Annotated in this window: 20 protein-coding genes and 4 pseudogenes; 11 read left to right on the plus strand and 13 right to left on the minus strand. The window is 65.4% G+C overall.

Features of this window, described 5'->3' with window-relative positions; genetic code table 11:
- Positions 1 to 132: 132 nt before the first annotated feature.
- Positions 133 to 681 (plus strand): DUF3558 domain-containing protein, encoded by a 549-nt coding sequence (locus MYXE_RS07620; RefSeq protein WP_003922319.1) that lies wholly within the window; start codon positions 133 to 135, stop codon positions 679 to 681.
- Positions 682 to 689: 8 nt separating this feature from the next.
- Positions 690 to 1,237 (plus strand): annotated as a pseudogene (locus MYXE_RS07625) (DUF3558 domain-containing protein).
- Positions 1,238 to 1,315: 78 nt separating this feature from the next.
- On the opposite strand, the gene MYXE_RS07630 reads toward MYXE_RS07625, so the two are convergent.
- On the minus strand, positions 1,316 to 1,810 hold the full coding sequence (locus tag MYXE_RS07630; RefSeq protein WP_112650322.1) for a SixA phosphatase family protein: 495 nt from the start codon (positions 1,808 to 1,810) through the stop codon (positions 1,316 to 1,318).
- 130 nt (positions 1,811 to 1,940) lie between these two features.
- On the opposite strand from MYXE_RS07630, the gene MYXE_RS07635 reads away from it, so the two are divergent.
- On the plus strand, positions 1,941 to 3,098 hold the full coding sequence (locus MYXE_RS07635; RefSeq protein ID WP_085197707.1) for a metallophosphoesterase family protein: 1,158 nt from the start codon (positions 1,941 to 1,943) through the stop codon (positions 3,096 to 3,098).
- The gene (locus tag MYXE_RS07640; protein ID WP_085197709.1) at positions 3,095 to 5,728 is read left to right on the plus strand and encodes an AAA family ATPase; all 2,634 of its coding nucleotides are present in this window, start codon (positions 3,095 to 3,097) and stop codon (positions 5,726 to 5,728) included. The genes MYXE_RS07635 and MYXE_RS07640 overlap by 4 nt, the downstream gene beginning before the upstream one ends.
- Here the strand turns inward: MYXE_RS07640 and MYXE_RS07645 are convergent.
- Genes MYXE_RS07645 through MYXE_RS07660 form a run of 4 tightly spaced genes read right to left on the minus strand, consistent with a single transcriptional unit; the run spans position 5,715 to position 11,197 of the window.
- Positions 5,715 to 7,415, minus strand: coding sequence for an ABC transporter family substrate-binding protein (locus MYXE_RS07645; RefSeq protein ID WP_085197711.1), 1,701 nt, complete (start codon positions 7,413 to 7,415; stop codon positions 5,715 to 5,717). The two genes, MYXE_RS07640 and MYXE_RS07645, sit on opposite strands and share 14 nt — an antisense overlap.
- Positions 7,399 to 9,249 carry a dipeptide ABC transporter ATP-binding protein gene (locus MYXE_RS07650; RefSeq protein WP_112650332.1) on the minus strand — a complete coding sequence of 617 codons (1,851 nt, stop codon included), beginning with the start codon at positions 9,247 to 9,249 and terminating at the stop codon, positions 7,399 to 7,401. Before MYXE_RS07650 ends, MYXE_RS07645 begins: the two co-directional genes overlap by 17 nt.
- Positions 9,246 to 10,178, minus strand: coding sequence for an ABC transporter permease (locus tag MYXE_RS07655; RefSeq protein WP_003922307.1), 933 nt, complete (start codon positions 10,176 to 10,178; stop codon positions 9,246 to 9,248). Before MYXE_RS07655 ends, MYXE_RS07650 begins: the two co-directional genes overlap by 4 nt.
- Before the next feature lie 41 nt (positions 10,179 to 10,219).
- On the minus strand, positions 10,220 to 11,197 hold the full coding sequence (locus MYXE_RS07660; RefSeq protein WP_003922306.1) for an ABC transporter permease: 978 nt from the start codon (positions 11,195 to 11,197) through the stop codon (positions 10,220 to 10,222).
- Between the two features lie 209 nt (positions 11,198 to 11,406).
- Between MYXE_RS07660 and MYXE_RS07665 the strand changes: the two genes are divergently transcribed.
- Complete coding sequence (locus MYXE_RS07665; RefSeq protein ID WP_085197733.1) at positions 11,407 to 11,898, plus strand: beta-class carbonic anhydrase; 492 nt, start codon at positions 11,407 to 11,409, stop codon at positions 11,896 to 11,898.
- Between the two features lie 34 nt (positions 11,899 to 11,932).
- Here MYXE_RS07665 and MYXE_RS07670 read toward each other — a convergent pair whose 3' ends face one another.
- Positions 11,933 to 12,322: a PaaI family thioesterase gene (locus tag MYXE_RS07670; RefSeq protein ID WP_003922303.1), complete on the minus strand. Its 390-nt coding sequence runs from the start codon at positions 12,320 to 12,322 to the stop codon at positions 11,933 to 11,935.
- A gap of 177 nt (positions 12,323 to 12,499) precedes the next feature.
- Between MYXE_RS07670 and cysD the strand changes: the two are divergent.
- Positions 12,500 to 13,204: pseudogene (gene cysD / locus MYXE_RS07675) on the plus strand (sulfate adenylyltransferase subunit CysD); the annotation flags it as partial.
- Here the strand turns inward: cysD and MYXE_RS07680 are convergent.
- A pseudogene (locus MYXE_RS07680) lies at positions 13,202 to 14,293 on the minus strand (IS630 family transposase). The pseudogenes cysD and MYXE_RS07680 overlap by 3 nt on opposite strands.
- On the opposite strand from MYXE_RS07680, the pseudogene MYXE_RS07685 reads away from it, so the two are divergent.
- The 4 genes and pseudogenes from MYXE_RS07685 to MYXE_RS07700 all read left to right on the plus strand — a co-directional run.
- Positions 14,291 to 14,626, plus strand: a pseudogene (locus MYXE_RS07685) (sulfate adenylyltransferase subunit CysD); the annotation flags it as partial. The pseudogenes MYXE_RS07680 and MYXE_RS07685 overlap by 3 nt on opposite strands.
- Positions 14,626 to 16,482 carry an adenylyl-sulfate kinase gene (gene cysC / locus MYXE_RS07690; protein WP_085195188.1) on the plus strand — a complete coding sequence of 619 codons (1,857 nt, stop codon included), beginning with the start codon at positions 14,626 to 14,628 and terminating at the stop codon, positions 16,480 to 16,482. The pseudogene MYXE_RS07685 and the gene cysC, both read left to right, overlap by 1 nt.
- Positions 16,479 to 17,207 carry a 3'(2'),5'-bisphosphate nucleotidase CysQ gene (locus MYXE_RS07695; protein WP_085195186.1) on the plus strand — a complete coding sequence of 243 codons (729 nt, stop codon included), beginning with the start codon at positions 16,479 to 16,481 and terminating at the stop codon, positions 17,205 to 17,207. The genes cysC and MYXE_RS07695 overlap by 4 nt, the downstream gene beginning before the upstream one ends.
- A 30-nt stretch (positions 17,208 to 17,237) precedes the next feature.
- The gene (locus tag MYXE_RS07700; RefSeq protein WP_003922296.1) at positions 17,238 to 17,720 is read left to right on the plus strand and encodes an Rrf2 family transcriptional regulator; all 483 of its coding nucleotides are present in this window, start codon (positions 17,238 to 17,240) and stop codon (positions 17,718 to 17,720) included.
- Here MYXE_RS07700 and MYXE_RS07705 read toward each other — a convergent pair whose 3' ends face one another.
- Entirely contained in the window at positions 17,721 to 18,110 is a 390-nt protein-coding gene (locus MYXE_RS07705; protein WP_003922294.1) for a VOC family protein, read from the minus strand.
- A 248-nt stretch (positions 18,111 to 18,358) separates the two neighbouring features.
- Between MYXE_RS07705 and MYXE_RS07710 the strand changes: the two genes are divergently transcribed.
- Positions 18,359 to 20,092 carry an IS1634 family transposase gene (locus MYXE_RS07710; RefSeq protein WP_085195184.1) on the plus strand — a complete coding sequence of 578 codons (1,734 nt, stop codon included), beginning with the start codon at positions 18,359 to 18,361 and terminating at the stop codon, positions 20,090 to 20,092.
- A gap of 125 nt (positions 20,093 to 20,217) precedes the next feature.
- Here the strand turns inward: MYXE_RS07710 and MYXE_RS07715 are convergent, their stop codons facing one another.
- From MYXE_RS07715 to MYXE_RS07735, 5 genes are all read right to left on the minus strand, one after another.
- Complete coding sequence (locus MYXE_RS07715) at positions 20,218 to 20,991, minus strand: hypothetical protein (RefSeq protein ID WP_112650323.1); 774 nt, start codon at positions 20,989 to 20,991, stop codon at positions 20,218 to 20,220.
- Positions 20,992 to 21,053: 62 nt separating this feature from the next.
- Positions 21,054 to 21,395: a DUF732 domain-containing protein gene (locus MYXE_RS07720; protein ID WP_085195177.1), complete on the minus strand. Its 342-nt coding sequence runs from the start codon at positions 21,393 to 21,395 to the stop codon at positions 21,054 to 21,056.
- A 343-nt stretch (positions 21,396 to 21,738) separates the two neighbouring features.
- Positions 21,739 to 22,074: a hypothetical protein gene (locus MYXE_RS07725; protein WP_085195175.1), complete on the minus strand. Its 336-nt coding sequence runs from the start codon at positions 22,072 to 22,074 to the stop codon at positions 21,739 to 21,741.
- A gap of 304 nt (positions 22,075 to 22,378) precedes the next feature.
- Entirely contained in the window at positions 22,379 to 23,266 is an 888-nt protein-coding gene (locus MYXE_RS24330) for a WXG100 family type VII secretion target (RefSeq protein WP_085195171.1), read from the minus strand.
- The gene (locus MYXE_RS07735; protein ID WP_232061761.1) at positions 23,263 to 23,574 is read right to left on the minus strand and encodes a hypothetical protein; all 312 of its coding nucleotides are present in this window, start codon (positions 23,572 to 23,574) and stop codon (positions 23,263 to 23,265) included. Before MYXE_RS07735 ends, MYXE_RS24330 begins: the two co-directional genes overlap by 4 nt.
- Positions 23,575 to 23,721: the final 147 nt, after the last annotated feature.

Genomic DNA, 23,721 nt, shown 5'->3' on the forward strand with positions numbered 1-23,721 from the left:
ACCGCCGGATGACGTCGGCGCCGGCACCTGGCTGATCGGAGATGATAAAGACCTGGTCAGCGCGTGTGCGTGGTTGACCCAAGGTGCTGCCGCTACAGTGCATCGTGTGACAGGCAGAAGGTACGCGTAGCAGTGCGGCGCAGCGTCGTGGCGCTCGCCCTGGCGGCGGCCACCTCGATCCCGGCGATGGCCGCGTGCTCGGATTCCGGCTCCAACCAGCCGCAGCCGACGCAGTCGTCGTCGCCGTCGTCCGCCGAGGGACATCACGGACCGTTCTTCCCGCAGTGCGGCGGGGTCAGCGACCAGACGGTGTCCGAGCTGACCAAGGTGCCCGGACTGGTCAACACCGCCCAGAACTCGGTCGGCTGCCAGTGGCTGGCCGGCGGCGGCATCCTCGGGCCACATTTCTCCTTCTCCTGGTACCGGGGCAGCCCGATCGGGCGCGAGCGCAAAACCGAGGAGCTGTCGCGGACCAGCGTCGAAGACATCAACATCAATGGCCACGGTGGTTTCATCGCCATCGGCAGCGAGCCGACGTTGGGCGACTCGCTGTGCGAGGTCGGTATCCAATTCCAAGACGACTTCATCGAATGGTCGGTGAGCTTCAACCAGAAACCGTTCCCGGATCCCTGCGACGTGGCCAAAGAATTGACTCGTCAGTCGATTGCGAACTCGAAATGAGTCGTCCAATGCGTTATCGGGTACTCGCGGGGGCGCTGGCCGTCGTCGCGGCGGCGGCGATGGGGACCGGCTGTTCGCGATCGGTGGCCGGGCCACCCGGTCAAGGCGGGCGGAGCCGGGCACTCCGCGGAACAACAACTCCGAACAGCAGTACCCCAACCTGCTCAAGGAATGCGAGGTCTTGACCACCGACATTTTGGCCAAGACGGTGGGCGCCGACCCGCTCGACATCCAAAGCACGTTCGTCGGCGCCATCTGCCGATGGCAGGCAGCCAACCCGGCCGGTTTGATCGACATCACCCGGTTCTGGTTCGAACAGGGCAGCCTGGCCAACGAACGCAAGGTCGCCGAGGGGTTGAAATACCAGATCGAGAGCCGCTCGATTGCCGGCGTGCAGTCCATCGTGATGCGGCCGAACGACCCCAACGGCTCCTGCGGGGTGGCCAGCGACGCCGCCGGGGTGGTCGGCTGGTGGGTCAACCCGCAGGCACCCGGCATCGACGCGTGCGCGCAGGCGATCAAGCTGATGGAACTGACGCTGTCCACCAATTCCTAGGTCGGCGCCCGCGAGACAGAAGCCACGGCTGTTGATCCGGCCTCAACCACGACCCTGGCTTCTGTTTCGCGGCGAGCGTCAGCGCGGCACGTGGAAGTCGACCAGCGCGGCGCCGCCGAGCGCGAGATGCTTCCAGCTTCCGCTCACCCGCAGCACCGCCAGCGCCGAGGTCGGAAATTTTGCTGAAAGGCGTTGCAGCGCAGAAGTGTTCGTGCTGTCAGCACCGGCCAGGCCGATCGCCACCTCCGATATTGTCGGCTCGTGCCCGACGACCAGCAGGGTGCCTATGTCGTCGGCGACGGCGTTGATCTCATCGATCATCACGCCCGGTGTGGCCCCGTACAAGCGCTCGAGATAGCGCACCGGCGCATCGATGCCGGTGCGCGCCAACGTCTGGCGCGCGCGGGTGGCCGTGGAGCACAGCACCGCATCGACGGCAGGGACATTGGCGCGCAGCCAGTCACCGGCCAACCCCGCTTCCCGTTCGCCGCGCGGCGCCAGCGGTCGCGCGTGGTCGGCGACGCCGTCCGGGTAGGCCGACTTCGCGTGCCGCAGCAGCACCAAGGTGCGCACTGGACCACTCACCCGACCCACCGTAAAGCGAGACGCCCGGACGTGCCGAGCGAGGTCCCCCGACTTGTCGGCGGCCAGTCCTACACTCGCGGTGCCCGGGTCACGGCACGGCAGAAAGGACGGGATCGGCATGCGGTTCGTGCACACCGCCGACTGGCAGCTGGGTATGACCCGCCACTTCCTTGCCGGCGAGGCTCAGCCCCGGTACTCAGCGGCCCGCCGCGACGCGGTATCCGGTCTCGGCGCCCTCGCCGCCCAGGTGGGTGCGGAGTTCGTGGTCGTCGCCGGCGACGTCTTTGAACACAACCAGCTTGCTCCGCAGGTGGTAAGCCAGTCGCTGGAAGCCATGCGCGCCATCGGTGTTCCGGTCTACTTGCTGCCGGGCAACCATGACCCGCTGGACGCGTCGTCGGTGTACACCAGCGCCCTGTTCGCCGCCGAACGCCCGGGCAACGTCGTCGTGCTCGACCGGCCCGGTGTGCACGAGGTGCGCCCGGGCCTACAACTGGTCGCCGCGCCCTGGCGGTCCAAGGCGCCCACCACCGACTTGGCCGCCGCGGTGCTCGACGGGCTGCCCGACGACGGGGCCACCCGAATACTCGTCGCCCACGGCGGCGTCGACGTGCTCGACCCCGATCCCGATAAGCCGTCGCTGATCCGGCTCGCCGCCCTGGAGGACGCGCTGGCCCGCGGTGCGGTGCATTACGTGGCGCTGGGCGACAAGCATTCGGTCACCAACGTCGGTGGCAGCGGACGGGTGTGGTATTCCGGCTCGCCGGAGGTCACCAACTTCGACGACGTCGAAGCCGACCCAGGGCATGTGCTGGTCGTCGATGTCGACGAATCCGACCCGCAGCGAACGGTCGCCGTTGACGCGCGCCGGGTCGGGCGCTGGCGCTTTCTAACCTTGCGCCGCCAGGTCGACAACAGCCGCGACATCGCCGACCTCGACGTGAACCTCGATCAGCTGACCGACAAGGACCGCACCGTGGTGCGGCTGGCTTTAACCGGGTCGCTGACGGTCACCGACCGCGCGGCCCTGGATGCCTGCCTGGACAAATACTCGCGGGTGTTCGCCTGGCTGGGGCTGTGGGAGCGTCACAGCGAGTTGGCGGTGATCCCGGCTGACGGCGAGTTCGGCGACCTCGGTGTCGGCGGGTTCGCGGCCGCGGCCGTCGACGAGCTGGTCGCCACCGCGCGTAGCGGCAGCGGCGATGCCGCCGACGACGCCCAGGCGGCCCTGGCGCTGCTGTTGCGGCTCGCCGACCGCGGCCGGGGTGCGGCATGAAGCTGCACCGCTTGGTCCTGACCAACTACCGCGGTATCGCTCACCGCGAGGTCGAATTCCCCGACAGCGGCGTGGTTGTGGTGTGCGGCCCCAACGAAATCGGCAAGTCGTCGATGATCGAGGCGTTGGATCTGCTGCTGGAATCCAAAGACCGCTCGACGAAGAAAGACGTCAAGCAGGTCAAGCCCACCCACGCCGACGTCGGCTCGGAGGTCACCGCCGAAATCAGTACGGGCCCTTACCGTTTCGTCTACCACAAACGCTTCCACAAGAAATGCGAGACCCAACTGACAGTGTTGGCCCCACACCGGGAACAGCTGACCGGCGACGAGGCACACGAGCGGGTACGCGCGATGCTGGCCGAAACGGTGGACACCGAACTGTGGCACGCCCAGCGGGTGCTGCAGGCGACGTCGACCACCGCGGTAGACCTCTCCGGCTGCGACGCGCTGTCGCGTGCGCTCGACGTCGCGGCCGGCGATGCTTCCGCCCTGTCGGGCACCGAGCCGTCGCTGATCGAGCGCATCGACGCCGAGTATGCCCGCTACTTCACGCCGACCGGACGCCCCACCGGAGAGTGGGCGACCGCGATCTCCCGATTGCACGAGGCCGAGCAGGAGGTGGCCCGCTGCGCGGCGGCCGTCGCCGAAGTCGACGAGCGGGTGCGCCGACACGCCGCGTTGACCGACGAGCTGGCCGAGTTGTCCAGGCGTCAGCAAGACACCGAGGCCCGTCACCGCGCCGCGCAGGCGGCTGCCGCCCGGATCACGGAGCTCACCGAGCAACTCCGCGAGGCCAGGCTGATCGCCACTGCCGCGGCCGCGACCCGCGCCGCATCCAACGCCGCGCACAGCGAGCGGCTGCGGCTGCGAGCCGAGATTGACGCTCGCACCGCCGCGATCGCGTCCTTAGAAACCGAACTCCGCCAGGCCATCGATGCCCAGTCGACGGCGCGCGAGGCTGTCGCCGCCGCGGACGCCGCGGCGGAACAGGCCGGCGGCGAGCTAGCAGCTGCCCGCCGACGAGTCGACACCGCGCGGCATGCGCTGGAGAAGATGTCCGAGCGCGCGGAGGCCAACCGGCTGACCGCACAGCTGGCCAAGATCGAGGCCGCCCAACGCGACCGAGACCGGATCTGCGCGGAACTGGCGCTGCTTCCCGTCACCGAGGCCGTCATGCACCGGATCGAGGATGCGGCCGCTGCTGTCGAACGGGCCAAAAGTCGACTCGAAACGGTCTCGGCGACACTGGAATTCATCGCCGTCGTGGACATCGAGCTCGAGGCCGGGGGGCAGCGGGTCGCACTGCCCGCGGGGCAGAGCTGGTCGACGACGGCGAGCGGTCCCACCGAGATCGCCGTTCCTGGCGTGTTGACCGCCCGATTCACTCCCGGGGCCACCGCCCGCGACATCGAGGCCGAATATGCCGCTGCGCAAAGCGAATTAGCCGATGCACTGGCGGCCGGCCAGGTGGCTGACCTGGCCGCGGCGCGACGCGCCGATGCCCGCCGCCGCGAACTGCAGAACCACCGAGACCAGCTGACTGCCAGGCTGTCGGCCCTCTGCGGCGACGGCGATGTCGACCAATTACGTGCGCGATTGGCGCAGGTGCGTGGCAGTCACCCCGATGGGCCCGCCGACGTCGTGGATGCCGACGCCGCTCGTGCCGAGGTCGGCGCTGCGGACGCCGCCCACGCGCAGGCGGCAGCCCGCTGCGACGAATGCCGCGAGGCGGCAGCGACCGCGGCCAGCCGTGCCGTCGAGATATCCACGCGTGTAATGCTTTTACAAGACAAGCTCGCGGCCCAGCGGGCGGAGCTGGATGCTATTTGCGCCCGGCTGGCCCAGTCTTCGGACACCGACGAGGACCTCGCCGTCACGGCGGATTCCGACCGGCGGGTGGCCGAGGCAGCCGACCAGCGAGTCTCGGATCTGTCTGAGCAGCTTAAGGCCGCGGCGCCCGACGTGGTCGCCGCCGAACTTGCCGATGCCGCCGCGGCCGCCGAGGGTGTGCGCGCACGGCGCGACGAAACGGCCCGCGTCCTGCACGAGATCACGGTCGAACTCGCGGTTTTCGGCACCGAGGGCCGCAAGGGCAAGCTCGACGCGGCCGAAACACGCCGCGAGCATGCCGCGGCCGAGTACTCCCGGGTGAGCCGCCGGGCGCGCGCCGCGGAGTTGCTGCGATCGGTGATGATCCGTCACCGCGACACCATGCGGTCACGCTACGTCGAACCGTTCCGGACCGAACTGCAGCGGCTTGGCCGTCCTGTGTTCGGCCCGAGCTTCGAGGTCGACGTCGACAATGAGCTGAACATCCGCAGCCGCACCCTCGACGGTCGCACGGTGCCCTACGAGTCGCTGTCGGGCGGGGCCAAAGAGCAGCTGGGCATCCTGGTGCGGTTGGCTGGCGCGGCGCTGGTCGCCAAGGAGGACACCGTCCCGGTGCTCATCGACGACGCGCTCGGCTTCACCGACCCTGACCGGCTGGCGAAAATGGGGGAGGTGTTCGACATGGTCGGCGCCGACGGACAACTCATCGTCTTGACATGCACCCCGGCTCGCTACGACGGCGTGCACAGCGCACACCGTATCGACCTGAGCGGCCCGCAGCGCCTCAGTCCCGTGTGAATCCGATCGCCGGGTAAACCACGTCGGCCAGCCCGAACGCGCCATAGTTGGCGAGATCGCTGCGCACCGCGATATCACCCGGCGACTGAAACAGCGGCAGGCTGAAACCTTCCCGCCAGATCATCACGTCGACCTGATTGGCGAGCGCGCGCGCCTTGTTTTCGTCCAACTCGGAGAGCGTCTGCTCGATCTTGGCATCGATCTGTGGGCTGCCGATCTTGCCGAAATTGCTGTCACCGTCGGAGGTATAGATCTGGGGGAGCGCGGATAGGGGGAAAGCGTTACCCACCCAACCGAACTGAGCGAGGTCGAAGTCGCCGACGCTCACATGCTGGCTGAAGAACCCGGTGCCCGGCTTGGGTTCGAGCACCAGCTTGACACCGATCTGCGCCAGGTTGTGCTGGGCGACCAGGGCAATCTGGCGGGCCGTTGGCGCGTCGTAAAACACGTCCCTGATGACAAGCCGCTTTCCGTCCTTTTCCCGCACCGTTCCATTGAGCTTCCAGCCCAGCGCATCCAAATCCCTGCGTGCCTGGTCAGGGTTGAAAGCGGCTGGAGCACTGTTGTTTTGGTAGCCGAGCTGGCCCGCGACGTAGACATGGTTATCCAGCGGAGCCGGGTGGTCGGTCAGGCCGTGCTGGACGACATTGACGATGGCCTGGCGGTCGATGCCCCTGCAGATCGCCAGCCGCAACCTCGCATCTGCCAGCAGGGATCCGGCTGCACCGTTGAAAGTCAAGTGGTACCAGGTTGGCGCCGGCGCACGCCGTATCGCGATCCCCGGAGTGCGCTCGGCAGTGACTAAATCGTCGAGCGTGGTTACACCGGCGGCGTCGATAGCGTTGTTTTGCAGGGCGGGAATGACGGCGGTGGCATCGAGCACCAGAAATGTGATGGAGTCGAGTCGCGGCTTGGCACCCCACCAGCGGGGGTTGCGGGTCAGCACGATGCGCTGCGCGGTCCTGTCGATCGTGGACACGATGAACGGGCCGGCCGACGGGCCCGGCGCATTGAGTTGGCCCTTGTTGAAGACGTCAGGATTCGCTGTCATGCTGCGGGGTTGGATGCCGCCGGCAAACATCCCGCGCCACTCCGCGTACGGTTGGGCGAAGGTGACGACGGCCTGGCGATCGTCGACTCCGCGGGTCACCGAGCGCACCCGTTCGAACCCGGCCCGGCTCGCGATCAGGTAGCGCTTGTCCCGGCCGCTGCACGCCTCGACCTCGGATCTGAGGTCCTCCCAGGTGAATGGGGTGCCGTCGCTCCACACGGCTTTGGGATTGATGGTGTAGGTGACCACCTGCGGGTCGGTGCTGGTCAACTCGGCGCCAATGAAATAGTCGGTGTTGAGTTTTAGTGACCCGTCTGCCTGGGTGATAAACGCCCCCGGCAGCGTCGGGCTGACGATCGAGCCGACGTCGGCTGTGTTGCCGTCGATGTTCAACTCGTTGAAATTCGAAGGGAACTCCGTCAGTGGAAGCCGCAGGTTGCCGCCGTCGCGCAGGGTCGCCGGGTCACGGGGATTTATGTCGCTGGTGGTGCCGACGCGCGCGGAGTGGCCTTGCTGGAGGTCCCGATATCCGGCCGCGCACCCGGTCGCGATCAGCCCAACAACGAGCGCTGGCAACGCAACCCTGGAAAGCAACGCCGGGCGCCTCACCCGCGCGATGTTAACCGCTAGCGACATCTGAATGTGCCCGCGGCACCGCCGCCAGCAGTCGTCGGGTGTACTCGTGCTGCGGGTTGGTGAACACCTGATCGCTTTCTCCCTGCTCCACAATCATCCCCCGGTACATCACCGCCACTCGGTGGGCCAGATGCTTAACCACCGAAAGATCATGTGATACAAAGAGATAGGACAACCCGAACCGCCGCTGCAGGTCCAGCAGCAAGTTGACGATGCCAGCCTGAATCGATACGTCGAGCGCGGATACCGGCTCATCGAGGGCGAGGATCTTCGGCTGCAGCGCAAGCGCACGGGCGATACCGATCCGCTGCTTCTGTCCGCCGGAGAACTCGGCGGGATAGCGGCTGGCGTCGGAGTGGTCCAGTCCGACGACCGCAAGGAGTTCAGCGACTCGTTCTTCGCATTCATGCCTGTGGAATCCGTTGGCACGCAACGGTTCAGCGATCACATCGTAGACCGGCAGCCGTGGATCCAGGGAGGCGACCGGATCCTGAAACACCACTTGCAGTTCGGTCCGCAGCCTGCGGCGGGCGGCTGCGTCGAGGACCGCGACATCGGTGCCGAGGATCTCGATGGAGCCCGCCTCGGGCTTGGTGAGCTCCAGAATCTGGTTCAGGGTCGTCGATTTGCCCGAACCGGATTCGCCGACGATGCCCAAAGTGCGGCCCTGCTCCAAGGTGAAGCTGATCCCGTCGACCGCACGCACCTCACCCACCCGCCTGCGCACCACCACGCCCTTGGTGAGCCGGTAGGTTTTAGTGAGGTCGCTGACCCGCAGCACCACCGGTGGTTGCCCCCCAGCGGCATTGTTCGGCGGTGGCTGCGTTGACACGCCGAACACGTCGGCTGCGCTGCGGCCCGCGACATCGTCGGTGCGGATGCACGCCGCCCAGTGGCCGTCGGCGACGCGGACGAGATCGGGCTCCGCCGAGAGGCATTCGTCGATCGCCAAGGGGCAGCGAGGGGCGAACGTACAGGCGCCGGGCGATAGCGACGTCATCGTCGGGGGCGCTCCCGGGATCGGAATCAGCCGCGTGCCCTGCGCGGCGTCGAGTCGCGGCACCGAGCCGAGCAGTCCGACCGTGTAGGGCATGCGGCGGTCGCGGTAGAGCTCGTCGACCGCCGCGATCTCGACGGGACGTCCGGCGTACATGACCAGTGCCCGGTCGGCGAATTCCGACACCACACCCAGGTCGTGGGTGATGATCAGCACTGCGGCGCCGGTGACGTCGCGAGCGGTTCTCAACACGTCGAGAATCTGCGCCTGCACCGTGACATCCAGCGCAGTGGTGGGTTCGTCGCAGATCAGCAGGTCCGGGTCGTTGGCGATCGCGATTGCGATCACCACCCGCTGGCGCTCGCCGCCGGAGAGTTCGTGCGGGAAGGCCCTGGCCCGGCGCTCCGGCTGCGCGATGCCGACCAGCTCGAGCAGCTCGACGGCACGTCGGCGTGCATCGGCCCGGCTGATCTCGCGACTGTGGATCTCGATGGCTTCGGCTATCTGGTCACCGATGGTGTAGACGGGTGTCAGCGCCGACATCGGATCTTGGAAGACGGTGCCGATCATCCTGCCGCGGATCTGTGACATCGCGTGGTCGGACAGCCCGAGTAGCTCCTTGCCGTGCAACCGTATTGATCCCGACACTCGAGCGTATTCCGGCAGTAATCCGATCACGGCCAAAGCCGCCGTCGTTTTGCCGCAACCGGATTCGCCGACAATGGCGAGCACTTCGCCCGGATCGATGTGGTAGCTCGTGCCCCGCACCGCGGGCACCTCGATGTCCTCGGTTTCGAAGGTCACGTTGAGATCCGTCACCTCTAACACCGCCGTCACCTCGGGCGCCTCCTGCGGCGTGCCCATCCGCTACCCGGATCCAGCGCGTCGCGTAACCCGTCACCGGTAAGGTTGGCGCACAACACGATCAGCACCAATGCCCCGGCCGGGAACAGAAACACCCACGGGAATGTGGTTGTCGATGGAGTGCCGTCCGCGATCAGCGTCCCTAGTGACACATCGGGTGGTTGAATACCAAATCCCAGAAAGCTCAATCCTGTTTCGGCGAGGATGGCGAATCCGACGTTGAGCGTGGCGTCGATAATCAGGATCGAGGCGACATTCGGTACGATGTGATGCACGATAATGCGACGGGTTGCGGCACCTGCATACCGCGCTGCCCGGACAAATTCGCGCTCCCGCAAGCTCATCGTCAAACCGCGTACCATTCGCGAGCTAACCATCCAGCCGAACACCGCCAGCAGCACGACGAGCCACAGAATGCTGCTCGACTGTTTGGCGCGCGGAGTAACGATAGCGATCAGGATGAAGCTCGGCACCACCAGCAGCAGGTCGACCAGCCACATCAGTGCCCGGTCGCGCCAGCCGCCGAAGTAGCCGGCCACCGATCCGACCGCGGCGGCGATACTCGTCGAGATCACTGCCACGCAAAAACCGATCAGCATCGACTTCTGCATGCCGCGAAGGGTCCTGGCCAGCAGGTCCTGGCCGAGCGCATTGGTGCCGAACCAGTGCCGCGGTGACGGCGGCTGCAGCAGCGCATCGTAGTCGAGGGTCGTGTAGCTGTAGGGCAGGAGCACCGGGCCCACATAGCAGCCGACGAACAACAGTACCAGCAGAATCAACGCCACGACCGCGGGCTTATTGCGAATGAACCGGCGTGCCACCAGGTTTCGCCGCGACGTGAAGGTGGCCGGATGGATGCCGGAACGCACCGGCGTGGTTTCCGCAGTCGCTTCTTGCGTCATCTCGGCTGGCCCCTATCGCCGCGCTCTGGATCGCCGACACGTCATGACACCCGCACCCTTGGATCCAGCGCCGCGTAGATGACGTCGGACAGCAGCCCGGCCAGCAGAACCGCCGCCCCGGAAAACACGGTGATTGCCGCGACCACGTTGGTGTCCTGCGTCGAGATGCCTTGTACCACCCACTCGCCCATGCCATGCCAGCCGAAGATCTTCTCGACGAACACTGCGCCGACGACCAGGCCGCTGACGCCGTAGGCGAACAACGTGGCCATCGGAATCAGCGCGGTGCGCAAGCCGTGCTTGAATAGCGCACGCCGCCGCGTCAGGCCCTTGGCGCGAGCGGTCCGGATGAAGTCTTCACTGAGCACGTCGAGCATCGCGTTGCGTTGGTAGCGGCTGAACCCGGCGATCGCGGCCAACGCGAGCGTCAGGGTCGGCAACACGATGTGCTGGGCCCGGTCAACCAGCTGATGCCCTACACCGCCAGCCGGAATCGGTGAAGTCTCACCGGTATACAGGAAGATCCTCAGCCCGGTGAAGTCGTTGACCCGCAGCCCGGCCAGGATGAGCAGGCCGGCCAGCACGAATGACGGGATGCTCAGGACGGTCAACGACAGCACGGTGATGACACGATCGCTGAGGCGATACTGGCGCACCGCTCCCCACGCCCCCGCGGCGACGCCGATCACCGCGCCCAGCACCGAGCCGATCGCCACCAGGCGCAGGCTGACCCCGACCCGGCGCCACAGCTCCTGCGAGACAGGATGACCGGTCACCGTCACGCCGAAGTCACCGCGGACCGCCCCGGAAGCCCATTTCGCGTACCGCAGCGGTATGGGCTTATCCAAGCCAAGCTCAACGGCTTTGGCGTGGATGGCTTCGGCCGGGGGCTGTGGGTGACGCTGGATGAAACTGTCCAGGGGGTGAAATGTCACCGAGGTCAGGCAGAACGCCAGAAACGACGCCAGCGCCAACAACACGACATAGTTGAGCAACCGGCGTGCCAGGAAGCGGATCATGTCTGCCTGCTAGGCCAGTCTCGCATGCGCACAGGGTAGCGAGAGGACGCGACGGCCCGACCGGTCAGCGGTTGTCGGCCTTGGTGGGTCCTGCGCTATTTCGATCGGGTTGATTCGGACCAGTGAAATCGCCGCCGCTGATTGCTAGAATCGGCCACCCGAATCGTCCGCGCAGCAAACGACGTCGTGTAACACACAAGGAGATGGGCGTGACGGCTACCGACGAATTTCTGGCCAATAACGCCAAGTATGCAGCCACGTTCAAAGGCCCGCTGCCGCTGCCGCCGAGCAAACACGTCGCGGTGCTGGCGTGCATGGACGCCCGGCTGGACGTCTACCGCATCCTTGGGCTCCAGGAGGGCGAGGCACACGTTATCCGTAATGCTGGCGGGGTGGTCACCGACGACGCGATCCGCTCACTTGCCATCAGCCAGCGGCTGCTGGGAACGAAGGAAATCATCCTGATCCACCACACCGACTGCGGGATGCTGACCTTCACCGACGACGAGTTCAAGCGGGCCATCCAGCAGGAGACCGGTCTTAAGCCGCCGTGGGCCGCCGAGGCATTCCCGGACCTCGAAGAAGACGTTCGGCAGTCGTTGCGCCGCATCGAGGCCAGCCCGTTTGTCACCCAACACGAGTCGCTGCGCGGGTTCATCTTCGACGTCGCCACCGGCAAGCTCAACGAGGTCACCGTCTAAAAGCGTGTCCTCGCTCCGGGCCGGCTCAGCGCCGTCAGCCGAGCTTGTAGGTGGCAAGCGCCTTCGCGATCAGCCGGTCCTGCGGGTCGACGAGCTCGGCCTCGCAGTTGACCAGTGACCGGCCGCGCCGCAACGCCCGGCCTATCCCGATCACGTCGGTTGCGCGTGCGGGCGCCATGAAGTCCAGCGCCATCGACACGGTCACGCCCCGCGGCTCGGGCGGCGCGTCTGCGCCGCACCACGCTGCGGCCATGACCGTGAGATCGGCCAGCGTCGCGATGGCCCCGCCGTGCACCATGTCGCCGACGGTGACATTGGACGGATCCCACGGCAGACGCAGCCGCACCTCGTGGTCGTCGAGCACGTCAGCGACGATTCCAAGCTTGGCGACGAAGGGGGATTGGGGCAGGAATTGGGCGATCACGTCGCGACCACTCGGGGGTTTGACGGGAGTTGACATGCGTCCATGTTTTCGCAACCTCGCCGCCGCCGCGAAACCGCTATCCGAACCCGCAGTTGACAGCTGCTCAGGCGGCTGGTTATATACACGGCAATGCCAATTAATATGGCCAGTTCTACCAACTTAGTCAGGTAAGGGTCGATGACCAGTCAAGTAGCCGCCGGCCCCACCGCCGGTCCAGCAGCCGGGCAATACGAGTTGAGCCATCTGCGCTCGCTGGAAGCCGAAGCGATCCACATCATCCGCGAGGTGGCCGCGGAGTTCGAGCGGCCGGTGCTGCTGTTTTCCGGCGGCAAGGACTCGATCGTGATGCTGCACTTGGCGCTCAAGGCCTTTCATCCTGGCCGGTTGCCCTTCCCGGTGATGCATGTCGACACCGGACACAACTTCGACGAGGTCATCGCCACCCGCGACGAGTTGGTCAAACAGACCGGGGTGCGGTTGATCGTGGCCAAGGTGCAAGACGACATCGATGCCGGCCGAGTCGTGGAGACCATCCCGTCACGCAACCCGCTTCAGACGGTGACGTTGCTGCGCGCGATCCGCGAAAACCGCTTCGATGCGGCGTTCGGCGGGGCGCGCCGCGACGAGGAACGCGCGCGCGCCAAGGAACGGGTGTTCAGTTTCCGCGACGAGTTCGGGCAGTGGGATCCCAAGGCGCAACGCCCCGAGGTGTGGAACCTCTACAACGGCCGCCACCACAAGGGCGAGCACATCCGGGTGTTCCCGCTTTCCAACTGGACCGAGTTCGACGTCTGGTCTTACGTCGGCGCCGAGAAGATCACACTGCCGTCGATCTATTTCGCGCACCGGCGAAGGGTTTTCGAGCGTGACGGCATGCTGCTAGTGTCCCGCGCCAGAAATTCGTTTCATTAGTCGTTGGATGGACTGGAGGATCTGTTCGGCGGTCTTGGTCCACACGAATGGTTTGGGGTTGTCGTTCCAGGCGGCGACCCAGGCACGGATGTCTTTTTCGAGTGCTTGGACGCTGCGGTGGTCGCCGCGTTCAAGGAGTTGGCGGGTCAGCTCGGCGAACCAGCGCTCAACTTGGTTGATCCAGCTGGAATAGGTTGGGGTGTAGTGCATGTGGAAGCGAGGGTGGCGCTCGAGCCAGCTTTGCACGGTGGGCGCTTTGTGAGTGCCGTAGTTGTCGCAGACCAGGTGGACGTCGAGGTGGTCGGGGACCTGGGCGTCGATCCTGGCCAGGAACTTGCGGAACTCGATGGCGCGGTGGCGCCGGTGCAGCGCGGTGATCACGGTGCCGTCGGCGATGTCGAAGGCGGCGAACAGGCTGGTGGTGCCCGAGCGCACGTAGTCGTGGGTGCGTTTCTCGGGCATGCCGGGCATCATCGGGAACGCCGGCTGGCTGCGCGCCAGCGCCTGGACCTGGCTCTTTTCGTCCACGCACAGCACCACCGCGGCCTCGGGCGGGTCAAGATAGAGCCCGACGATGTCATAGACCTTCTCCACAAACAGCGGATCATTGGACAGTTTGAAGTGCTCGGCCCGATGTGGTTGCAGCTCAAATGCTTTCCAGATCCGCCCGATCGTGGACTTCGACAGCCCGCAGCGTTGGGCCATCGAGGCCCGCGACCAGTGCGTGGCGTTGGCCGGAGTGGACTCCAAGGTGGCCACCACCACGTTCTCGACCTGCTCGGCGCTCACCGACGCCGGCCGGCCCGGCCGGGGTCATCGACCAGCCCCGTCTAGCCGTGCCTCGACGAACCGGCTCCGCCACTTGCCCACGGTCGGCTGCGATACCCGCTCGCGCGCCGCGACCTGCTTGTTGGTCAAGCCCTCGGCGCAACCGAGCACGATCCGTGACCGCAACGCCAGCGCCTGGGCGGATTTGCGCCGCCGCGCCCACCGGGTCAGCGTCTCGTGTTCTTCATCGGTCAACACCAATTCCGCTTTCGGTCGCCCCTGTGATGCCACATGCGAATCATCCCACGCACCAATGCGTTTCGCCGTGGAACACCGCCGATCCGCACCGATTACATTTATGTAACGAATTTCTGGCGCGAGACACTAGCGGTTCATCGCTACATGCAGCCACGCCCGGGAGAGAAAGTGTTCGAGGCGTCCGTGCGATTCCGCACGGTCGGCGACGTCACCTGCACCGGTTGCGTGGAATCGACTGCGGCCACGGTCGCGGAGGTGATCGCCGAGACGGCGGTGGCGCGGTTGACCGAGCGGGGAGCCACCCGCGCCGACGACCGGATCTCGGAAGCCGGCATGGAAGACCGCAAACGGCAGGGGTACTTCTGATGGCTGGATCCACCACGCTGCTTCGCATCGCCACCGCGGGCTCGGTCGACGACGGCAAGTCCACGCTGATCGGGCGGCTGCTCTACGACTCCAAGGCCATGATGGAAGACCAGTGGGCGTCGGTGGAGCGCACGTCCAAAGAGCGCGGCCACGACTACACCGACCTGGCACTGGTCACCGACGGTCTGCGGGCCGAACGCGAGCAGGGGATCACCATCGACGTCGCATACCGCTACTTCTCCACGCCCAAGCGGAAATTCATCATCGCCGATACCCCAGGACACATCCAGTACACCCGCAACATGGTGACCGGGGCATCCACCGCACAGTTGGCGGTGGTGCTGGTCGACGCTCGCCACGGTCTTCGCGAACAGTCGCGTCGCCACACGTTTTTGGCATCGCTGCTGGGCATCCGCCACATTGTGCTGGCCGTCAACAAGATGGACCTGATCGACTGGAGCCAAGAGAAGTTCGAGACGATCCGCGACGAGTTCCACGCTTTCGCGGCCCGGCTGGACGTGCACGACGTGGTCACCATCCCGATGTCGGCGCTGCACGGCGACAACGTGGTGACCAAGTCGGAGCGCGCGCCGTGGTACGACGGTCCCGCACTGCTGCCATATCTGGAAGAGGTGTACATCGCCGGCGACCGCAATCTGGTCGACGTCCGGTTCCCGGTGCAGTACGTCATCCGGCCGCAGACTAGCCAACATCAAGACCACCGCAGCTACGCGGGCAGCATGGCCAGCGGAGTGATGCGACCGGGCGACGAAGTCGTGGTCCTGCCCAGCGGCAAGACCACCAGGATCACCGCGATCGACGGTCCCAGTGGCCCAGTGGCGGAAGCATTTCCGCCGATGGCTATCTCCGTCAGGCTCGCCGACGACCTGGACATCTCACGTGGCGACATGATCGCCCGGCCCACCAACCAGCCACGTGTGGCCCACGAGTTCGACGCGACCGTGTGCTGGATGGCCGATTCCTCGGCCCTGGAGCCTGGCCGCGAGTACCTGATCAAACACACCACCCGCACCACACGCGCGAAGGTGACTGAGCTGGCCTACCGGCTTGACGTCAACACCCTTCACCGCGACAAAAGTGCGACAGCGTTGACGCTCAACGAACTTGGCCGCGTCACATTGCGCACCCAGGAACCTTTGCTGCTTGACGAGTACACCCGCAACACCAGCACGGGATCGTTCATCCTCATCGACCCCTACACCAACGGGACCGTCGCCGCCGGCATGGTGTTGCGTGACGCCTCTGCCCGCACACCGAGCCCGAACACCGTGCGGCACAAGTCGTTGGTGACCGCAGAAGATCGGCTGACCGGACGTGGGCGCACCGTATGGTTCACCGGACTGTCCGGATCGGGCAAGTCGTCGGTCGCCATGTTGGTGGAGCGGAAGCTTCTTGAAAAGGGCGTTCCCGCTTACGTTCTCGACGGCGACAACTTGCGGCACGGCCTCAACGCCGACCTCGGGTTCAGCATGGCCGACCGCGCCGAAAACCTGCGCCGGCTGGCGCATGTGGCGGTGCTGCTCGCCGATTGTGGGCAGACCGTGCTGGTGCCGGCGATCAGCCCGCTAGAAGAGCACCGCGAGCTTGCCCGTCGGGTGCACGCCGAGGCCGGAATCGACTTCTTCGAGGTGTTCTGTGACACCCCGCTCGAAGACTGTGAGCGACGCGACCCGAAGGGCTTGTATGCCAAGGCCCGGGCTGGCGAGATCACGCATTTCACCGGCATCGACAGCCCCTACCAGCGGCCCAAGAACCCGGATTTGCGGCTCACCCCCGAGAGGAGCGTCGACGAACTGGCGCAGCAAGTCATCGACCTACTCGAGTCCCGCCGGTGAGCGATCACGAGCTGGCCGCCCGGTTGGCCACCCAGGCCGGAGAGCTGCTGCTAGCGGTGCGCAACGAGCTCGCGGGAGCACCCGCTGCTGAACGAAAAGCCGCAGGCGACAAGCGATCGCACGACTTCTTGATGGAGGCACTGGCCAGGGCGCGGCCCGAAGATGCCGTGCTGTCCGAAGAAGGCGACGACGACGCACTGCGATTAGGGGCTGAGCGGGTCTGGATCGTCGACCCGTTGGACGGCACGCGGGAGTTCTCCGAACCGGGCCGCGAGGACTGGGCGGTCCACGTGGCGCTGTGGGAATCCGGGGAACTCGTCGCAGGTGCCGTCGCGCTGCCCGCTCAGGGTCGTACCCTGGCCACGCCGCACGTCGCAGCCTCGCCGGCACACCGCGGCCCGCCACGCGTCGTCGTCTCACGCACCCGCCCGCCGGCGATTGCACTGCAAGTGCGTGACCAACTCGCCGGCACCCTGGTGGAACTCGGCTCGGCTGGTGCCAAAGTCGCCGCGATCATCCACGGCCTGGCCGACGTGTACGTCCACGCCGGCGGGCAGTACGAATGGGACTCGGCGGCACCGGTCGCGGTGGCTCGCGCGGCCGGCCTGCATACCTCGCGTATCGACGGGTCGGCGCTGGTCTACAACCAACCCGATCCGCTGCTTCCCGATCTGCTGGTGTGCCGGCCCGAGCACGCCGAGGCGGTGCTGGCCGTCACCGGTTGATGCTGCGATGCCGGTGGCAGAATTCAGGTCGTGCGCATGTCGGCCAAGGCGGAATACGCGGTCCGGGCGATGATCCAGCTCGCCACGGTCGATAGCGGTGAGCTTGTCAAGACCGATGACCTGGCTCATGCGCAGGGCATACCGCCGCAATTTCTCGTCGACATCCTCTCCGACCTGCGTACCGACCGCCTGGTCCGAAGCCACCGGGGCCGCGACGGCGGATATGAGCTAGCCCGGCCGGGCACCGAGATCAGCATCGCTGACGTGCTGCGCTGTATCGACGGTCCGCTGGCCAGTGTGCGCGACATCGGGCTGGGCGACCTGCCCTATTCCGGGCCGACGGCCGCGCTGACCGATGTGTGGCGGGCGCTGCGCGCGAGCATGCGCTCGGTGCTGGAGGAAACGACCCTGGCCGACGTGGCCGCGGGCACGCTGCCCAAGCATGTCAAACAACTCGCCGACGACTACCGCGCTCAGGAAAAGAAGCGGCACGGCCCGCGCAGCGCCAGCTGATCAGCCGCTCGAGCCGTAGGGGCGAGTGAGGATCTCCAGGTGGTGGCCATTCGGGTCGCGGAAGTAGACGCCGCGGCCGCCATGGTTGCGGTTGATCTCCCCGGGTCGTTCCCCGCGCGGATCAGCCCAGTGCTGCATGCCGCGCGCGCAGATCTTGCCGTAGATCGCATCAAAGTCGTCCTCCGACACGAGGAATGCGTAGTGCTGGGGCCGGATCTCTTCCCCCTCGGGCACGTCGGCGTAGTCGAGGGTGGCGCCGTGTTCGAGGGTGACGGCCATGAACCGGCCCACCGGCACTGGGTCCGGCAGCCCGAACAACTCGGTGAGAAACTGCGCGGATGCCTTCTTGTCGCGCGCCGCGACGATAGTGTGGTTGAAACTGATACCCATTGCCCCTCCCAGTCAACCACTCCCGTTGGCTCTACGCGAGTTCCCTTTACGCGAGCGGGCGCTGGCACTTCGTGCCCGCTAGTCCGAAGTTCCCCCTGGTAAGGGGTATCTGAACTACGCATGTGGTGCTGTGCAGGTGTTTTGCGTCTGCTTCCAGTGGATTATGTAGGCATGTATTGAGTAGATTTGTCGGCGTGTCATCGCTGTAATAGCGGGGATATGCAAGATTGATGTGATATGAAGTAGACATGTACGTGGCTCGGGTGCCGAACCGGGGGTCGCCACCGGCGATCCTGCTGCGCGAAAGCTACCGCGAGGGCGGCAAGGTGAAAAACCGCACCTTGGCCAATCTGACCCGCTGGCCGCAGGACAAGGTTGAGGCGTTGTCGCGGGTGCTCAAGGGGCAGCCTGCCGGGCAGGATTTGGCCGAGGCGTTTGACGTCACCCGCAGCCTGCCGCACGGGCACGTGGCCGCGGTGCTGGGCACCGCCCGACGGCTGGGCATCGAGGAACTGATCGACCCGACCCCGTCGCGGCGGCGTGATCTGGTGGTCGCGAGGCTGGTGGCGCAGGTGATTGACCCCGGCTCCAAGCTGGCATTCGCGCGCGGGCTGCGCGCCGAGACCGCCACCAGTTCCCTCGGTGAGGTGCTCGGGCTGTCGGGCTGTGACGAGGATGACCTGTATGCCGCGATGGACTGGGCGCTGGCCCGCAAGGACGGGATCGAAAACGCTTTGGCCGCACGGCATCTGACTGATGGGACGCTGGTGCTCTATGACGTGTCCTCGGCGGCGTTTGAGGGCCGCACCTGCCCGCTGGGCAAAATCGGGCACGCCCGCGACGGGGTCAAAGGCAGGTTGCAGATCGTCTACGGGCTGCTGTGCTCGCCGGCCGGGATACCGATCGCCATTGAGGTGTTCGAGGGCAACACCGCCGACCCGAAAACGCTGGCCGCCCAGATCACCAAACTCAAAACCCGCTTCGGGCTGTCCAACATCGCCCTGGTGGGCGATCGAGGCATGATCACCAGCGCCCGCATCGACAAAGAGCTACGCCCAGCACAGCTGGATTGGATCAGCGCATTGCGCGCCCCACAGATCAACGCCCTGGTCAACCAGGGCGCGCTGCAGCTGTCGCTGTTTGACCAGCAGAACCTGTTCGAAATCACCCATCCCGACTACCCCGGCGAGCGGCTGGTGTGCTGCCACAACCCGGCGCTGGCCCACCAGCGCGCCCGCAAACGCGACGAGCTGCTGGCGGCCACCGAGGCAGAACTGGCCAAGATCGCCGCGGCCACCAGCCGGGCCCGCCGGCCGTTGCGCGGCAAAGACACCATCGCCCTCAAAGTGGGCACGGTGCGCAACAAATTCAAAATGGCCAAGCACTTTGACCTGCAGATCAGCGACGACTCATTGACCTTCACCCGCAAGTCCGATCAGATCGCCGCCGAGGCCGCCCTGGATGGCATCTACGTGCTGCGCACCAGCCTGCCCGACCACAGCCTGGGCCGCGATGACGTGGTGGGCCGCTACAAAGACCTCGCCGACGTCGAGCGGTTCTTTCGCACCCTCAACAGCGAACTCGATGTGCGCCCCATCCGCCACCGGCTCGCCGATCGAGTGCGCGCACACCTGTTCTTACGCATGCTGTCCTACTACATCAGCTGGCACATGAAACAAGCCCTAGCCCCAATCCTGTTCGCCGACAACGACAAACCCGCCGCCGCCGCCAAACGCGCCGACCCCGTCGCCCCCGCCCAACGCTCCGATAAAGCCCTCGCCAAGGCCGCCCGCAAACGCACCGAAGACAACTACCCGGTGCACAGCTTCACCAGCCTGCTCGCCGACCTGGCCACCATCTGCGCCAACACGATTCAACCCACCCACGACCTGCCGGCATTCACCAAAATCACCAACCCCACCCCACTGCAACGGCGAGCCTTCGAACTGCTCGACATCTCCCACCGCCACGGCCTGACGTAGCCAGTACCCACCACAAAACCCCAGGTCAATCCCACAATCGCGCCCAACCAGGAGGAACTTCGGGCTAGACAGCCTGGCACTCGCGTGCCGAAAACACCGCCGTCAGCAGCTGAATCGCATGGCATTTAGGGCGATTGAGTCCAGTTCTGTCGGACGTATTTCTCAACCTCTGTGCGCTCCAAGCTAAAGTGTTCATGCGCCAACTTGAGATGCTCGTCGCGCAGTCGCAAAACATCGTTCCACATATTCCTGATCGGTGTCGTAACTGGCCGCTGACCGTCCAAGATTGGCCTTGTGATAGATGGGATCCCCTGCTGTCGAATCGTATTGATTCCGTTGTTGATCTGGCCTACTGCTGGATACATGGCCGTACCATGAAGCAGGTAGAGGGCAACAAACAGCGGTGGCTCGATTCGGTCCATCCACTTCGCCATAAACTTCTCTATCTGCTCGTGAATCTCGTCTCCGTACGTCTTCACCGGCGCTGTAATCGAAGCGGGGCTGCGCTGCTCAACCGGGTTGAATGTGGGTTCCAGGTCATCGAGATAGTTGATGAGAGAACGAAAGTCGATCTGTAGGCTGACGAGTGCCCCCCAAAGGTCACCTAGTGCCGTCATGCATTCTCGTCGCCTAGTGACTTCATGGTCCACAAGCCGCGCCAGGTGGCCGCGCTGTGCTTCGTGCCGTGCGCGGATCGACTCTCGCAGCGCCACCACCACAGCGGCGAGTGTTGCTATCCCTGCGAGCCATTCAGCCAGCGGTCCCCACTGCGGGGCTCCCCATTGCGCTCCGACACCGGCACCGAGAAGAAAGATCAGGGCCAGCGCGCCGACGATGCCGGTGACTATCAGCCAAGGCGACGGCGCGTTGCCGCCGCTGGTACGTGGGTCTGCGGTCATGGTGGCAAGTGAATCAGGGACCGCTGGGGGGTTAGCGGTGACACGCTTGACCCACACGCCGCTCAGAGTGTGTCGGGACAAATCGCGAACTGAGCTGCCGACACCAGATTGGCTGCCTGCTTATCGGTGATGCGCGGCATCTCCCGGTAAATCTGATCGGCCACGGCCACTGGGGTGTTTCCGTTGTGGAGTTCGGTGCAGATATCCTGCCCCAGCTCGATAGCGTCCTGTCGGCTGATCGGGCGACCCATCAATGCCGACAAGTCGATCCCGTACCAGTTCAGCCTGGCAAGGAAATCAGTGCCGGGATCGGCGCCGGCCTGAGCAGGTTGCAAGGCAGCCACGTTCACGGCGAGCGCGACTCCGACCAGAGTGCTGATCAACATTCTCCGAGTGGTGCTCATATTGTCATGATGTGCGATTCCGGAATGATCAATGGATTAAATTGCCCCAATTCACTTCCCACCCGGGGCCGCGTCACAAAGCCCTACCCTTGTTTCATGCCCGCAGTCGGCGAACTGGTCCGCGATGGCAAGTGGATGATTCGGCCGCCGCAGCACAGCCCACGCGGTCACCGGCCAGCGTCCTGGCCGCGTGCTGGTCGGTCACAAGGTGTGTTCGTGCGGTGGGCATACGTCTTGGGGCTGTGATTGTGGCGCGGTGGTTACGCGCCGCCCCTAGCTGGGGGCTACCGGGTGCTCCACGGTCCCGACGCGCGGTGCGTAGAGGCTCACCGACCTATTCCTGTTATTGCTCTTGTGCTCTGGGTGTATTCCAGTCCACGAGCCGCATCCGCACGTCAACACTCGGCCCGAGTCTCTGCTTCAGGACGTGACGGAAGCTCCACTGATGCGAGGCCTGCTCGGCTAAGCGTCGACACACCTGCTGCACCGAATCGACCGGCTGGTATTCGTAGTCGGTGTCGCCGCGCCCCTCCAGGCTTTCCGTTGCGGAAGCGACTGGTACCTCATTCTCCATGAGCACAACCGCGATCTGGCGCTTGTCCAGCAGCACCACCCAGCGCATCCCTTCGGGCAGTTCGGGCAGGGTCGAGGTCGTTTCGTTGCTGGACGGATACGTCATGTGCTGCCCACGCTATCGCCCTGGCCGGGCCTTTGACCGCCGGAGCCAGTCGTAGCCAAATCCACCGACGGTGACTAGCGCCGCGAGTGTTAAGGCAATCCCGTTTACCCAACGGTCCTGTGGCGTGATGATGAAGTCGACAGCAAGCCAGACCGCTGCCAAAACCGGCAGTACATATAGGACGATGCGAAGTCGACGCTGTGCATTGTCGCCGCGGCGGACCTGCTGGATTAAGACAAAGGCAAGGGCAACGCCGAGCACGGCGGCGAGGATTGCGAACGCTATGGGATGTACGTGCATCGCGCTACCCGCATCCCGCAAGGTTTCCGAAGCCATCGATGGTGGTCGCACCACCTGTTAGAACTCCACCGATAGCCATAGCCCACTCGGGTGGACCCAGTGGCGACGCGGCAATACCGCCAAGAATAGAACCCGTGACCAGCAATGGTCCACCTACAGCCTCGCCCACGTCTTTCGTGACGTCCCAGCCACTGCACTGATGTCTACCCGAGTCAAGCTGTTCTCCGGCGTGCATGTTGATGACGGACGGCGGAGTCTGATGAGGGGTGATCTTCACAGCCGGGGGTGGCTGCGGAGCGTTATTGTTGCCACCAGTTCCGTTGTCGACAGCCATAATGTGACCTTGTCCGGGGTGGTAGTTCCCGTCTTGGATACGACCATGCACTGCTCCCTCACCACCCAAGTCACCTGCGGCTTGGGCCACGTCGGTGGCGGTCTGGTACTCCTGTCCGGTGAAGGTGGCCACCTGGGTGCGCAGGTCGGCGGCGATGGCGTGCGCGGTGGGGAACCGGGCATACCATCCCATCGAGCCGGGCCGATACATGGCGTCGGTGACTGACCAGTCCTCGCCTACCGCAAAACCGGATTGGTGTGCTTGATCAACCGTGGAGAGGATCGACTGCTGCTGCTGGTGCAAGACGCTGGCACCGCGCTCGGCGGTCTGGGCGGCGGTGTGCAGCAGCTCAGCCTCCTGCTCGGCTGTCGAAAGGTGCTGAGACATCGCGGCTTTCATCGCCTCGTCGCCCTGGCCCTCCCAGTCGAGCGACTTAGCTTGCGCATTGATCGTGCCCACCACTGACCTGCGGCGCTCGGCGAGTTCGCGCCAGTGAGAAGCGTGCTCGGTCAGATGGGACACGTCATAAGCGCGCACCGCCGATTGGGTGGGGATCACGTGTTCTTCCGTACCGTATCGGTGACCGTTGTGATCACGTTTTTGATCGTGTCCGCCGCATTCGAGTCGCCGACTTCGTAGGCGGTGCCCGCGGCCTGCGTCGCCTCGGCGGTGGTGGTGATGCGGGAGTGCAGATCGGCGGTAGCCGCCTGGGCCACGCCTGTCATGGCAGCGGCGGCAACCATTGTGGGCCAAGCGCCAGCCGGGTCCAGCGATGGCGGTACGGCATGAAGCTCGGCGGCTTCCATATGCCAGCCAGCACCGGCTCCCTGCAGTTCTGAGGGAATGACGTGCAGTTCATCACCCATGCATCGCATCGTAAGCCAAGCCGACGACTCGTATTTACGGTAAATATGTCGAGGGTGGTGGGCAGCTTCGGTCGGTACCGGGCTCGCCAGTCAGGCGGTAGTCGGGTGGCGCTCACCCGGTCAGACCCGCAGGCTCCCGCAGCAAAC

The sequence above is a fragment of the Mycobacterium xenopi genome (assembly GCF_009936235.1).
Lineage (GTDB): Bacteria > Actinomycetota > Actinomycetes > Mycobacteriales > Mycobacteriaceae > Mycobacterium > Mycobacterium xenopi.

Coding starts and splice junctions, on each gene's coding strand:
- MYXE_RS07635 (WP_085197707.1), top strand. CDS start 1,941: ATGCGGTTCGTGCACACCGCCGACTGGCAGCTGGGTATGACCCGCCAC.
- MYXE_RS07640 (WP_085197709.1), top strand. CDS start 3,095: ATGAAGCTGCACCGCTTGGTCCTGACCAACTACCGCGGTATCGCTCAC.
- MYXE_RS07645 (WP_085197711.1), bottom strand. CDS start 7,415: ATGTCGCTAGCGGTTAACATCGCGCGGGTGAGGCGCCCGGCGTTGCTT.
- MYXE_RS07655 (WP_003922307.1), bottom strand. CDS start 10,178: ATGACGCAAGAAGCGACTGCGGAAACCACGCCGGTGCGTTCCGGCATC.
- MYXE_RS07660 (WP_003922306.1), bottom strand. CDS start 11,197: ATGATCCGCTTCCTGGCACGCCGGTTGCTCAACTATGTCGTGTTGTTG.
- cysC (WP_085195188.1), top strand. CDS start 14,626: ATGGCTGGATCCACCACGCTGCTTCGCATCGCCACCGCGGGCTCGGTC.
- MYXE_RS07705 (WP_003922294.1), bottom strand. CDS start 18,110: ATGGGTATCAGTTTCAACCACACTATCGTCGCGGCGCGCGACAAGAAG.
- MYXE_RS07710 (WP_085195184.1), top strand. CDS start 18,359: ATGTACGTGGCTCGGGTGCCGAACCGGGGGTCGCCACCGGCGATCCTG.
- MYXE_RS07715 (WP_112650323.1), bottom strand. CDS start 20,991: ATGACCGCAGACCCACGTACCAGCGGCGGCAACGCGCCGTCGCCTTGG.
- MYXE_RS07720 (WP_085195177.1), bottom strand. CDS start 21,395: ATGAGCACCACTCGGAGAATGTTGATCAGCACTCTGGTCGGAGTCGCG.
- MYXE_RS07725 (WP_085195175.1), bottom strand. CDS start 22,074: ATGACGTATCCGTCCAGCAACGAAACGACCTCGACCCTGCCCGAACTG.
- MYXE_RS07735 (WP_232061761.1), bottom strand. CDS start 23,574: ATGGGTGATGAACTGCACGTCATTCCCTCAGAACTGCAGGGAGCCGGT.